The sequence below is a fragment of the uncultured Stenotrophomonas sp. genome, assembly GCF_963519925.1.
Classification (GTDB): Bacteria; Pseudomonadota; Gammaproteobacteria; order Xanthomonadales; family Xanthomonadaceae; genus Stenotrophomonas; species Stenotrophomonas maltophilia_AE.
Genome location: NZ_CAUQPH010000037.1, coordinates 18,125 through 30,457 on the forward strand (window position 1 = coordinate 18,125; position 12,333 = coordinate 30,457).

General features: G+C 68.1%; 16 protein-coding genes and 1 other RNA gene. 4 read left to right on the forward strand and 13 right to left on the reverse strand.

Features of this window, described 5'->3' with window-relative positions; all coding sequences use genetic code 11:
• Positions 1-67 precede the first annotated feature (67 nt).
• Positions 68-493 (forward strand): azurin, encoded by a 426-nt coding sequence (azu, locus tag RWO33_RS09200; RefSeq protein WP_314104547.1) that lies wholly within the window; start codon positions 68-70, stop codon positions 491-493.
• A 195-nt stretch (positions 494-688) separates the two neighbouring features.
• Here azu and hemL read toward each other — a convergent pair whose 3' ends face one another.
• A complete protein-coding gene (hemL, locus tag RWO33_RS09205; RefSeq protein ID WP_314104518.1) occupies positions 689-1,981 on the reverse strand; it encodes a glutamate-1-semialdehyde 2,1-aminomutase in 1,293 nt (430 codons plus the stop codon).
• Complete coding sequence (thiE, locus tag RWO33_RS09210) at positions 1,978-2,625, reverse strand: thiamine phosphate synthase (protein WP_314104520.1); 648 nt, start codon at positions 2,623-2,625, stop codon at positions 1,978-1,980. Before thiE ends, hemL begins: the two co-directional genes overlap by 4 nt.
• Positions 2,626-2,697: 72 nt before the next feature.
• Between thiE and RWO33_RS09215 the strand changes: the two genes are divergently transcribed.
• Positions 2,698-2,889, forward strand: coding sequence for a rubredoxin (locus RWO33_RS09215; RefSeq protein ID WP_282247329.1), 192 nt, complete (start codon positions 2,698-2,700; stop codon positions 2,887-2,889).
• An 11-nt stretch (positions 2,890-2,900) separates the two neighbouring features.
• On the opposite strand, the gene RWO33_RS09220 is transcribed toward RWO33_RS09215, so the two are convergent.
• From RWO33_RS09220 to RWO33_RS09255, 8 genes are all read right to left on the reverse strand, one after another.
• Positions 2,901-3,746, reverse strand: a complete 846-nt coding sequence (locus RWO33_RS09220; RefSeq protein ID WP_145479297.1) for a SirB1 family protein — start codon at positions 3,744-3,746, stop codon at positions 2,901-2,903.
• 74 nt (positions 3,747-3,820) lie between these two features.
• On the reverse strand, positions 3,821-4,276 hold the full coding sequence (locus RWO33_RS09225; protein WP_186308883.1) for a DUF192 domain-containing protein: 456 nt from the start codon (positions 4,274-4,276) through the stop codon (positions 3,821-3,823).
• A gap of 46 nt (positions 4,277-4,322) precedes the next feature.
• Entirely contained in the window at positions 4,323-4,970 is a 648-nt protein-coding gene (gene rpiA, locus RWO33_RS09230) for a ribose-5-phosphate isomerase RpiA (RefSeq protein ID WP_314104527.1), read from the reverse strand.
• A gap of 26 nt (positions 4,971-4,996) precedes the next feature.
• Complete coding sequence (locus RWO33_RS09235; protein ID WP_145479299.1) at positions 4,997-5,473, reverse strand: EVE domain-containing protein; 477 nt, start codon at positions 5,471-5,473, stop codon at positions 4,997-4,999.
• Complete coding sequence (locus RWO33_RS09240) at positions 5,470-6,084, reverse strand: 5-formyltetrahydrofolate cyclo-ligase (protein ID WP_314104531.1); 615 nt, start codon at positions 6,082-6,084, stop codon at positions 5,470-5,472. Before RWO33_RS09240 ends, RWO33_RS09235 begins: the two co-directional genes overlap by 4 nt.
• A gap of 70 nt (positions 6,085-6,154) precedes the next feature.
• A non-coding RNA gene (gene ssrS / locus RWO33_RS09245) (6S RNA) lies at positions 6,155-6,339 on the reverse strand.
• Between the two features lie 109 nt (positions 6,340-6,448).
• Positions 6,449-6,745, reverse strand: coding sequence for a cell division protein ZapA (locus tag RWO33_RS09250; protein ID WP_145479301.1), 297 nt, complete (start codon positions 6,743-6,745; stop codon positions 6,449-6,451).
• Positions 6,742-6,963, reverse strand: a complete 222-nt coding sequence (locus tag RWO33_RS09255) for a TIGR02449 family protein (protein ID WP_145479302.1) — start codon at positions 6,961-6,963, stop codon at positions 6,742-6,744. Before RWO33_RS09255 ends, RWO33_RS09250 begins: the two co-directional genes overlap by 4 nt.
• A 153-nt stretch (positions 6,964-7,116) precedes the next feature.
• Here RWO33_RS09255 and RWO33_RS09260 point away from each other — a divergent pair, with 153 nt between their 5' ends.
• Entirely contained in the window at positions 7,117-7,665 is a 549-nt protein-coding gene (locus RWO33_RS09260) for a UPF0149 family protein (protein WP_314104538.1), read from the forward strand.
• Positions 7,666-7,672: 7 nt separating this feature from the next.
• Positions 7,673-9,001 carry an aminopeptidase P N-terminal domain-containing protein gene (locus tag RWO33_RS09265; protein ID WP_314104549.1) on the forward strand — a complete coding sequence of 443 codons (1,329 nt, stop codon included), beginning with the start codon at positions 7,673-7,675 and terminating at the stop codon, positions 8,999-9,001.
• A 248-nt stretch (positions 9,002-9,249) separates the two neighbouring features.
• Here RWO33_RS09265 and pepQ read toward each other — a convergent pair whose 3' ends face one another.
• From pepQ to RWO33_RS09280, 3 genes are all read right to left on the reverse strand, one after another.
• On the reverse strand, positions 9,250-10,575 hold the full coding sequence (gene pepQ, locus RWO33_RS09270) for a Xaa-Pro dipeptidase (protein ID WP_314104541.1): 1,326 nt from the start codon (positions 10,573-10,575) through the stop codon (positions 9,250-9,252).
• 81 nt (positions 10,576-10,656) lie between these two features.
• On the reverse strand, positions 10,657-11,004 hold the full coding sequence (locus RWO33_RS09275; RefSeq protein WP_145479305.1) for a PilZ domain-containing protein: 348 nt from the start codon (positions 11,002-11,004) through the stop codon (positions 10,657-10,659).
• The coding region (locus tag RWO33_RS09280; protein WP_314104545.1) for a DUF1631 family protein at positions 10,997-12,333 on the reverse strand (1,337 nt) is incomplete at its 5' end. The genes RWO33_RS09280 and RWO33_RS09275, both read right to left, overlap by 8 nt.

Here is a 12,333-nt window from a genome sequence, read left to right on the forward strand (position 1 = left end):
GCGTCGAGCTGCCTAGAATTGCAGTGACTGAAGGATGGAGAACGCCGTGAAACTGTTTGTTCCCGTGATGCTGGCTGGTCTGGCGCTGGCGCCGGCCGCTCAGGCGCGCGTATGCGCGATCAACCTGGACAGCACCGACCAGATGAGCTTCAGCAGCAGGGAGATCAAGGTCGCCGCGGACTGCAGCCAGGTGAAGCTGACCCTGCGCCACACCGGCAGGCTGGCCGCCACGGCGATGGGCCACAACTGGGTGCTGACGAAAACGGTGGATTACCAGCCGGTGGCGATGGCCGGCATGCGGATGACCCTGGCCGACAGCTACCTGCCGAAGAAAGACCCGCGCGTGCTGGCGCATACGGCGGTGATCGGCGGTGGGCAGAGCACCAGCGTGACGTTCTCCACCGCAGCACTGCGCAAGGGCGGCGATTACACCTTCTTCTGCTCCTTCCCCGGGCATTTCGCAATGATGAAAGGAAAATTCATCTTCAACTGAAGATGAATTTTCCGGTAGCTACCGACCGTTGGTCGGTATACCTTCTCGGGCCGGCCAACGGCCGGCGCTACCGAGGGACGGTCCACCCATTGCACCCGACGGGCCCATGGTCGATTGATCCCGATCCCAACCGCTACGTAAAAATTCGTAGCCCCGGCCGTTGGCCGGAACCGCGCGCAGCGCGGCAAATCCGCGTCACCCCGCCGCAACCACCTTGAACGCTTCGCGGGCGGCTTCAAGCGTCGCATCGATGATGCTGTCATCGTGCGCGCTGGACAGGAACCCGGCCTCGTAGGCCGACGGCGCCAGGAACACGCCGCGGTCCAGCATCGCGTGGAAGAAACGATTGAACGCCGCGGTGTCGCAGGCAGTGGCCTGGCTGTAGGTCTCCACCTTCTGGTCGGTGAAGAACAGCCCGAACATCGCGCCCACCTGGTTGGTGGTCACGGCCACGCCGGCGTCGGCGGCCGCCGCTTCCAGCCCCGCGCACAGGCGCGCGCTGGCGGCGGACAGACGGTCGTGGAAGCCCGGTTCCTGCACCAGCTCCAGCATCGCCAGCCCGGCGGCCATGGCCACCGGATTGCCGCTCAACGTGCCGGCCTGGTAGATCGGGCCGGCCGGCGCGATCTGCGACATCAATTCGCGGCGGCCACCGTAGGCGCCCACCGGCATGCCGCCGCCGATGATCTTGCCGAACGTGGTCAGGTCCGGGGTGATCCCGTAGTGCGCCTGCGCGCCACCCAGGGCCACGCGGAAGCCGGTCATGACTTCATCGAAGATCAGCACCGTGCCGTGCTGGGTGCACAGGTCGCGCAGGTGCTGCAGGTAGCCGTCCCGCGGCGGGATGCAGTTGGCATTGCCCACCACCGGCTCGATGATCAGGCCGGCGATGTCCGCGCCCTGTTCGGCGAACAGCGCCGTGGCCGCCTCGAAATCGTTGTAGGGCAGGGTCAGGGTCAGTTCGCTCAGGCCCGCCGGCACGCCGGGCGAAGTCGGCACGCCCAGGGTCAGCATGCCGCTGCCGGCTTTGACCAGGAACGAGTCGCCATGACCGTGGTAGCAGCCCTCGAACTTGACGATGCGGTTGCGGCCGGTGGCGCCGCGCGCCAGCCGGATCGCCGACAGCGTCGCCTCGGTGCCCGAGTTGACCATGCGCACCATCTCGCACGAGGGCACCAGCCGGGTCAGGGTTTCGGCCATGGTGACTTCCGCCGCGCACGGGGCGCCGAACGACAGGCCGTTGTTGATCGCGTGCTTGACTGCTTGGCGCACGGCGCTGTGGTTGTGGCCGACGATCATCGGGCCCCACGAACCCACGTAATCGATGTAGCGGTTGCCGTCGACGTCGTACAGGTACGGGCCGTCGGCGCGCTCGACGAAGAACGGCTCGCCGCCCACTGACTTGAACGCGCGCACCGGCGAGTTGACGCCGCCCGGCAGCAGCGCCTGGGCACGGGTGAACAGGGCGTGGGACTGGTCGTGGTTCATGCGGAAGCTTCCTGGAAACGGGCGAGGTAGGCACGCAGCGTGGTGACCGGGTCGGGCGCGGCGAACACGCCACTGACCACGGCCACCAGGTCGGCGCCGGCGTCGATGAGAGGGCCCACATTGTCCGGGGTCAGCCCGCCGATCGCCACCCGCGGCACGCCAAGTGCGGCGCTTTGCCGCAGCAGGTCGGGGTGGGCGCGGCTGCTGGTGATCTTGGTGGTGGTGGGGAAAAAGGCGCCGAAGGCCACGTAGCTGGCGCCGGCGGCGATGGCGCGGTCGGCGTTGTCCAGCTGGTCGTAGCAGGAGGCACCGATGATGGCGTCCGGGCCGAGCAGGGCGCGGGCGGCACCGATGTCGCCGTCGCTGCCGCCCAGGTGCACGCCCGCGGCGCCGACCTCGCCGGCCAGCGCCGGATCATCGTTGATGATCAGCGGCACCCCGTGGGCAGCGCAGAGCGGCTGCAGGGCGAGCGCCTGTTCCCGCCGCAGGGCGGCGCTGGCGCTCTTGTTGCGGTACTGCAGCCAGGTCGGGCCTGCCGCCAGCAGCGGCGCCACGCGCGCCAGCAGGCGGGCGGTATCGGGTTCGTCGGGGGTGATCAGGTACACGCCGCGCGCGGGCGCGGTCGGGGAAGCAGGGGCTGTCATCGATGGCTACCGGTAGCGCGGCGGGAGTGGGACAATGGCCTATGACCGTACTGCCCAACGCCTGATTATCCGATGACCGACGCCACTGCCACCACCTTCCGCACCTGGATGTGCGTTGTCTGCGGCTTCATCTACCGGGAGGTCGACGGCCTGCCTGAAGAGGGCATCGCCCCGGGCACCGCGTGGGAAGACGTCCCCGACACCTGGACCTGCCCGGACTGCGGCGTGACCAAGGACGATTTCGAAATGGTCGAGATGGATTGATACAAGGCGGGTCAGTGCAGCCGGGGTACCCGGCCGCCCAGTTCCACCAGCTTCTCGCGTACCCACTGGGCATCGTTGGCCTGGCCATTGCGCTGCAGGTACAGCGCCAGGTCGTGGCGCGCCCCCGCCTGGTAATCCAGCTGCAGGTAGGCAAGCCCGCGGTCGCGCAGGGCGTCGTCCTGTTCCGGTGCCAGTTTGAGCAGGCGGTCGGCACTGCGCGCGGCGCGGTCCCACTCGCTGCGCTCCACGTACACCCCATGCAGGTTGCGCAGCATGCGCATCAGGATCGCGCGCGCCGGGGCGGCGTCCAGGATCTGCGCCAGCACCTGGTCGTCGGGCGTTTCGCCGCCCAGGTGCGACCGTGCGCGTTCACGCAGCTCCTCCACGTCCAGCGGTCGCCCGCCATTGAACGGGTCCATCACCAGCATGCCGTCGTCCACTGGCAGCCGCACCAGGAAATGGCCGGGGAAGGACACCCCGTCCAGCGGGATGCCCAGCCGCCGTGCCACTTCCATCTGCACCATGGCCAGCGAGATCGGGTTGCCCAGGCGGCGTTCGAACACCTGGTTGAGGTAGCTGTTGCGCGGGTCGTAGTACTCGCCATGGTCGCCGCCGTAGCCCAGCTCGTCGAACAGGTGGCGATTGACCGCGGCGATCTTGAGCGGCCAATGCGCGATCGTGTCGACCTCGCCGCGCAGGTGGTCGGCATGGCTCTGCACCAGGGCGTCGTAGACCTGCGGGTCGAGGTCGGGGTATTCGTCGCGTGCGATCAGCAGGGCCGTGGGCAACAGCGGCAGCGCCTCGTCGTCCAGTTCGGCCAGGGAATCCCACGCCGGCAATGTCATGTGCCCCTGCATGGACACAGACTGGCGACAATCGCGGCGCGATTCAAGCGGTGCGGCGTGAAAGACGCCGCACCGGAAGCCCCGGTTCAGGGCTGGTCGGCGATGCCCGGGCCGAAGGTGAGCAGGGCACCGTCCTGCAGGCCCAGTTTCTCGGCTTGGCCGGCGTTGAGCTCCAGCACGTAGCGGGCCGGGCCGCTGCTGGGATAGGGCGGGCACCGGTCGCCGGCCGAGCACGGTGGCACGTCGCGCTGCTGGCTGACCAGCCGGCGCTCGTCGTCGAAGTACAGGATATCCAGCGCGATCCGGGTGTTCTTCATCCAGTAGGCCTGCAGTTCCTCGCGGTCGTGCAGGAACAGCATGCCGTGGTCGACCGGCATCTCGTCGCGGAACATCAGGCCGCGGGTACGGGCTTCGTCGTTGGTCGCCAGTTCCACCTGGTAACGCGCGCCCCCCAGTTCGACCCAGTGGCTGGCCCCGGCGCTGGCGCAGCCGGACAGGGTGAGCAGCAGGAGCAACGGCAGCAGCAGACGCATCAGGGGCATACGCGGACCTCACAGGGGAGCCGGCACGGGCGTGCCGGCGGGAGTATCAGAACACCTTCGGCGGTTCGCCGCCAACAATCACCACGTCGGCCGGGCGGCGCGCGAACAGCCCCACGCAGACCACGCCGGGCAGCTGGTTGAGCTCGCGCTCCAGTGCGACCGGGTCGGTGATCTGCAGGTTGTGGATGTCCAGGATCTGGTTGCCGTTGTCGGTGACCACGCCTTCGCGCCACGCCGGCTGGCCGCCGGTCATGTCCATGATGGTGCGTGCAACCGCGCTGCGTGCCATGGGAATCACTTCCACCGGCAGCGGGAAGCGGCCCAGCACCGGCACCTGCTTGCTCGGGTCGATGATGCAGACGAAACGTTCGCTGGCTTCGGCGATGATCTTTTCGCGGGTCAATGCGGCGCCACCGCCCTTGATCAGGCACTTGTTGCCGTCGCATTCGTCGGCACCGTCCACGTACAGGGACAACCTGCCGGAGTGGTTGAGCTCCATCACCTCGATCCCGTGCTGGCGCAGCCGCGCGGTGCTCTGCTCCGAGCTGGACACGGTGGCCTTGATGCGATGCTGGATGCGGGCCAGGCCGTCGATGAAGTAGGCAACGGTGGAACCGGTGCCGACGCCGACGATCATGCCGTCTTCGACGTATTCCAGGGCTTTTTCTGCGGCAAGGCGTTTGGCTTCGGACATGGCGGGAAACTCGTACGGGAAAGGGGTCAGTGCTTTTCGAGCGACAGCAGCAGCTTCCACTGCGCGGCGGTGACCGGCAGGATCGACAGCCGGTTGCCGCGCGCGATCAGCGGAAACCCTTCGCCCAGTGCGTCGGCGTGCAGCTTGATCTCGTCCAGCGGAATGGTGTCGCGCAGCTTGCGCTCGAAGGCCACGTCCACCAGCAGCCAGCGCGGCGTTTCACGCGTGGCCTTGGGGTCGTAGTAGTCGGACTTCGGATTGAACTGGGTCTCGTCCGGGTAGGCCTCGGTGGCCACCGTGGCGATTCCCACGATGCCCGGCACCTTGGTATTGGAGTGGTAGAACAGGACACCGTCGCCGACCTTCATGCCGTCGCGCATGAAATTGCGCGCCTGGTAGTTGCGCACGCCGTTCCAGGGTTCCTGGCCCACGCGCTGGAGGTCGTCGATCGAGAAGGCGTCCGGTTCGGACTTCATCAGCCAGTAGCGCTTGCGTGCGGTCATGCGTCGTTCTGTTCGGGTAGGTAACGACCGGGGGTCGGTACGGGGGTGATCGTCGTGGCGTCGGTACAGATCGCATCCACCGCTACATCCCAGGGCTGCACCGGCAGCGCGTCGACCTGCTGCACCGAAAAACCGACGCCGACCAGCCAGGGCGGCGCCGGGCGCGACTGGCGGAAGGCGAAGCTGCGATCATACCAGCCGCCCCCCATGCCAAGCCGTCGGCCCTGCGCGTCGAAGCCCACCAGCGGGGCCACCACCAGCGCCAACTGCGCTGGGGCGAGGGTGTCGCCAATGGCAACGTCGGGTTCGGGAATGCCGTAACGATTGGCCGTGAGTGGCTGTCCGGGACGCCATGGCGCGAAGCGCAGGGTGTCGCCGGCCAGCACCGGCAGACAATACGTGGCGGTGTCGGGCAGGCGCATCTGCCAACGGTGCAGGGCGATCTCGCCGTCCAGCGCCCAGTAGCCGGCCACGTGCCCGTCTGTGGGCGCGAAGGGCAGGGCCAGCAGCGCATCGGCGAGCTGTTCGGCGGCGGCCAGGCGCTGCGCGGCGGGGATGTCTCGGCGGCGTTGGCGCAGCTGCTGGCGCAGTGCGGAGCGCGGGTCGGTCATGCCTGGGTCCGTAAGAGCCGGATAAAACAAGAGCGACGTCCCGATGGGGCGTCGCTCTTGCCGGAATACTGCATTCTCCGCGGTGACGATGCGTGCGAAACGACCTTGAACCCGGGGTTCAAGTGGGTACGCTGGGACTCCTTCGGGCTTCCCGCTACAAGGCGGACCTGCACTCCCGGCGCCGTCGCGCACCCGTGGTCGTAATTAAGGGACAAGGCGAATGTTTGCACACGCCGTCGTTCACAGCAGAGAACGCACGGCCATTATAGCCAACCCGACCGGATCGGATACCCCGTTCGTCGGTCCAATTACACACCAATTCAGAACCATGAAAACCGCGTATGCATCAATGCATGCGTGCGGATCAGGCCCCGTCGATCGCCCGGTCCAGACGCCTGTTCAGATCCGCCAGCGTCTGCTGCAGCGCCACCGCCTGGCGGGCGTGGTCGTCGCGCAGCTGCTGCAGCTCGTGCGCCAGGTTGAGCGCGGCCAGCACGGCAATCCGGTCGACCGCCGCCATCCGGTTGCTGCCGCGGATCTCGCGCATCTTGGCGTCCAGCAGGCGCGCGGCGGCGGTAAGGCTTTCGCGTTCGTCGGCGCCCACGCCCACGGTGTATTCGCGATCCAGGATGCGGACACTGACCGGTTCGGTCTGGCTCATGTGTGCTGCTCCAGGGATTTGAGCCGGGTGATCATGGCTTCGACCCGCGAGCGGGCCTGTTCGTTCTTGGCCAGCAGCTGCGAGCGCTCGTTGACCAGCGTTTCCTGCTGGTGGCGCAGGCTGCGGTTTTCCTCGGCCAGGCGCTGGTTGCGTTCCAGCAACGCCTCCACCCGGGCGGCAAAGGCCTGCAATTGGGCGATGGCATCGGCGGGTTCCATGTCCGGCACGATAGGCAAGGGGAGTGGAGGCGGTCAAGCGAATTCACGCGGGGTCGACCTGCCCCCCGGTTGCCACCAGTGGATTGATACACTGTGACGCTGCCAACCCGGGGTTGTCGGTTGCGCCGGCACCCCACCTGATCGAGCCCCAAGATGACCGAACTTCCAAGTGTCAATGACGTGAACCCGGCCAGCCAGGCGGCGGGCCTGGGCGCCAGTGCGGCCGAGCTGCACGGCGGCCTGTGCGGCTGGCTGTCGGCCGGCGGTGCGCCGGTGCGTGAATGGCCGGCACGGGTGCTGGCCGACGACAACGCGCCGACCCCGGCGGAGGGCGATGCGCTGGACCAGTTGATGCGTGCCAGCGTGGCGCAGCTGGAGGACCGCGACTTCGCCTTCGAGCTGCTGCTCGGCGAGGGCGATGACACCGCAGCACAGGCCGACGCCCTGTTCACCTGGGCGCGCGCGTTCCTGGGCGGCTTCGGGCTGGGCGCGGGCGGCAAGCGTCCGACGCTGTCGGAAGAGGGTGAGGAAGCGCTCAACGACCTGGCCAAGCTGGCCCAGGCGTCGAGCGAGGATTTCGAAAGCGGCAACGATGACGACGAAGATGCGCTGGCGGAAATCGAGGAGTTCATCCGCGTGGCGGTGCTGATCCTGCACGGCGACTGCGTGATGGCGGCGCGCCACCGGCAGCGCCTGAACTGAGATGGACATCCACGCGTTGACCGGCATTTCCGCGGCCGAGTATGCCGCGCGTCGCCAGCAGTTGATGGAAATGGCAGGCGATGACGCCATCCTGGTGCTGCCGGCGGCCGCCGAACGGGTGCGCAGCCTGGATACGCATTACCCGTTCCGCCAGGATTCGGATTTCTGGTACCTGAGCGGCTTCCCGGAGCCGGAGGCGGTGCTGGTGCTGATCCCCGGCCGCCGCCATGGCGAAGTGATCCTGTTCTGCCGCGAACGCGATGCCGCGCGCGAGGCGTGGGACGGTGCGCGTGCCGGGCAGGAAGGCGCGGTGGCGAACTACGGGATGGACGATGCGTACCCGATCGACGATCTGGACGACATCCTGCCGGGACTGCTGGAAGGGCGTTCGCGGGTGTACTACCACTTCGGTCGCGATGCCGAGTTCGACCTGAAGCTGATCGGCTGGGTCAACCGGGTGCGTTCGCAGGTGCGCCATGGCGCGCAGCCGCCGCACGAATTCCTGGAGCTGGGCCACCTGCTGCACGAGCAGCGCCTGTTCAAATCCAGCGCGGAAATCGCGTTGATGCAGCGCGCGGCGGACATCACCGTGCTGGCGCACCGGGCGGCGATGCAGGTGGCGCGGCCGGGCATCCACGAGTACGAACTGCAGGCCGACGTGGAGCGGGTGTTCCGCGCGCACGATGCCTGGGCGGCGTACGGCAGCATCGTCGGCACCGGTGCCAACGCCTGCATCCTGCACTACCGCGCCAACAACGCGCGCAGTCGCGATGGCGAACTGGTGCTGATCGATGCGGGTGCGGAGTATCGCGGCTATGCCAGCGACATCACCCGGACCTTCCCGGCCAACGGCCGCTTCAGTGCGGAGCAGCGCGCGCTGCACGACCTGGTGGGCGCGGCGCAGGCGGCGGCGCTGGCGCAGGCGCGCCCGGGCGTGCCCTATGAAGCGGGTCACCTGGCCGCGGTGCAGACCCTCACCGAGGGACTGCTGCAGCTGGGGCTGCTGAAGGGCACGCTGGAAGAGAACATCGCCGAACGCCACTACCAGCGTTTCTACCGGCACAAGACCGGGCACTGGCTGGGGCTGGACGTACACGACGTGGGCGACTACCGCCTGGCCGGCGATTCACGCCTGCTGGAAGTCGGCATGGCCTTCACCATCGAACCGGGCCTGTACATCGATGCGGACGACACCAGCGTGGAAGCGCGCTGGCGCGGGATAGGCATCCGTACCGAGGATGACGTGGTGATCACCGAAAGCGGGCATCACGTGCTGACGGCTGGGCTGGCGCGAAGTGCTGATGAGATCGAGCAGGAAATGAACGCCGTTCGCTGATTCGAGTCCAAGGCAAGAGCAGACACGCATGGCGTGTCCCTGCGCGGTGCCGCTGGTAGGTTCGGTTCCCGAACGAACGCACGGAACGCACCACCGCCCGGTAACGCATGAGAATGATCGGCACTGCCGTTGATCTTCCCGTGGCCCCCGCCGGCCCAGCTCAGGCCATGCGATGGCCACCGGCTGTTCGCCAAAATGCATGAAGCAGCCGGGCAAAGCCCGGCTGCATGGGAAAGCGTCGACTGCCGTCACGCCTTGGCGAATTCCGGCCGGGTCAGGTTGTCCGCATCGCCTTCGGTGCACAGCACTTCGTCTTCAATGCGGATGCCACCGTAAGGCCGGAAGAAGTCCACGCGGCTCCAGTCGATGCTGTCGCCGTGGCCGCGCTGCTTCACCTCGTCCAGCAGCATGTCGATGAAGTACACGCCCGGTTCGATCGTGACCACCATGCCCGGCTCCAGCGTGCGGGTCAGGCGCAGGTACGGGTGGCCATCCGGGCGCTCGATGCGGCCGCCGCGGTCGCTGGCCGCGAAGCCGGCCACGTCGTGGACCTGCAGGCCGATCAGGTGGCCCAGCCCGTGCGGGAAGAACGCCGCACTGACGCCGGTGGCCAACGCCGCTTCCGGCGAGACCTTGAGCACGCCGAAGTCCTTCAGGATGCCCATCAGCGACAGATGCGCATCGATGTGCAGCTGCTTGTAATCCACGCCCGCACGCACGCCGGCACCCATTTTCTGCTGGGCCACATCGACCGCATCTATCATCGCCTGGAACTCGTCGTGACCGGCGGCCGCATACGTGCGCGTGATATCGCTGGCGTAGCCGTACGCGCTGGCGCCGGCGTCGATCAGGAAGCTGCGCAGCGGCTGCGGTGCGCTGCGGCCGAGGTCGGTGTAATGCAGCACCGCCGCGTGTTCGTTGAGCCCGATGATGTTGCCGTACGGCAGTTCGTTCGCGTCCTGGCCGACCGCACTGCAGTAGGCCATGTGGATCTCGAACTCGCTGGCGCCGGCGCGGAATGCCGCCTCGGCGGCGCGGTGGCCACGCACGCCCAGGCGCTGGGCCTGGCGCATCAGCGCGATCTCGTACGCGGTCTTGTGGGCGCGGTGCCAGTCCAGGTAATGCAGCACCGGCTCCGGATTGTTGGGCACGAACGCGCCCAGCGCGCTCTGCGGCTCGCCCAGGATCGCGCAGCGCGCCGGGTCGCGCGGCAGCAGCGCGCGCGCGTCATCGGCGTTGCGGATGATCTCGATGTCGAAGTGCTCCACCCACCAGCCGTTGGGCGCATCCGGCACCACGTGCCAGTAATCGAACGGCTGGTGGAAGATCACCTTTGGCCGCTGCCCCGGGGTGTAGACCAGCCAGCTGTTGGGCACCTTGGTCAGCGGCAGCCAGGCCTTGAAGTTCGGATTCACCGCATACGGGTAATCGCGGTCATCGAACGCCTGGTAGTGCAGGGTGCCGCTGGGAATCACCAGGTGGTCGAAACCGCCGCGTGCCAGCGCCTCGTCGGCGCGTTGGCAGAGCACGTGTACATGCTGGGAATACAGGGCGCCAAGGTCGGGCTGGTTCATCACGGGGCTCATCAGGCAGTGCGGAATGCAGCCCTTGATTCTGCCGCAATCGGCCGCCGTGCGCTGTGCCGGAACCGGCACTCAGACCGCCGAAGATTCCTCGGCCACCCAGGCCCGCAGCCGGTCGCGGTGTTCGCGGCTGAGGGTGAGGAAGCGGAACCCGGCCCAGCTCTGCCCGGTGACGTGGCTGGGTTCGTTCCACAGCAGGTGCACGCCCACGTCCAGCGGGAACGGCTGGCCGTCCGCACCGGGAATGGCGAAGCGCAACTGGTACAGCGCGTCGTCGTTCATCGGCACCGAGCACAGCATCAGCATGCCGGTCTCGGACACATTGCCCAGGCGGCCGATCACCGCTTCGGCCACGGTGTCGGTGACCGGGACCTGGTCGTCCACGTTGCGGCGCGGCGCGCGGCGGGTGTCGTCATTCATTGTCGGACTCCGCAGGGGACGGGGTACCGGCCAGCGAGCGCAGCGTGCGCAGGGTCGCCTGCCAGGCGCGATCGATCAGGCGGCTCTTGCCTTCGCTGACCAGGCGCGCCTGGCCGTGCGCCATCAACCGGGCGAGGGCGTCGAGCGAATGCTCGGCCACCTTCTGCCCGCGCGGATTGACGAACAGCGCGTTGTCGGTGATCAGGCTGTACCAGGACAGGCGCTGGCGACGGAGGTCGCCCTGCTGGTTGGTGGTGAATTCGAACCAGGTGCCGAACGGCAGCGTGCGCAGCTGGCGGTAGTAGTCCTCCTCGGCCGGGCTGCGCGCCAGCGGCGCCTCGCGCCGGTGTTCGGCACCGTCGGCCTGCTCGCCCAGCCGTGACCGCGCGCGGATGCGCGCGGTCAGTTCGGTGCGCGAGCTGGTGTCGTCTTCGCCGCCCGGGGTCGACAGTCGCCGGGCGATCGCCGATGCCTCGTCCTGGTGGTAGCCGACCTGCAGCAGCGCCGCTTCGACCTGCTGGCCGAGCTGGCTGTCGCTGTCGGCGCTGCCGGGCGGCTGGCACGTGACCTCGGCGATGCGCGCGGTTTCCTGCTGGCGCGCGTGCCATTGTTCGGAACCCTCACCGCTGCGCAGCAGGGTCAGGGTGAGGACGTCGGACCAGGCCTGCTTGAGCAGTGACTGCACGAAGCGGGGCGGGGCGGCCTGCATGCACAGCTGCTCGATGCTGGCACTGGCCTGCTGCTTGGCCGATTCCAACCGCTCCTTGCCGCGCGCAGCCTCGACATGGCGGCGCTCGGCCAGTTCGGCCTTGTGCGCCAGCGCGCGGAAATGCTGCTGGATTTCGTCATTGGCGGCGTCGAAAACCGCCGCGTCACCCTGGTAGTCGGTGACCACCTTGTCCACCGCGCGGTCGAGCTTCTGTACCAGCTGCGGGTCGACATCCTCTTCGCCGAGCCAGTTGGCGCCCGCTTCGGCCACCGCGTTGAGCAGTTCGCGCGCCGGGTGCTGGTCGCGGACGAAGAAGGCCGGGTCGGACAACGCCGCGCGCGCCACCGGTACCTGCAGGCGGGTCAGCAGGTCCACCGCGGCCGCGTCGGGGCGGACCTCGCGGTGGATCTGGCCGTACAGCATGTCCAGCAGGTCGAAGGTATCGGTGTCCTTGACGGTCAGACTGGCCTGCGGGCCGTGGTCGGCGCGCACCTGCGCCAGCAGCGCGTTGTGCAGGTCGGCCATGCTGCGGCGCATGCCGGCGGTCTGCGCCTGCAGCTTGGCCAGGGTGGCGTGGACGGTGCCGCTGTCGATGGCGACGGCCGGCGGCGCCGGCGAAG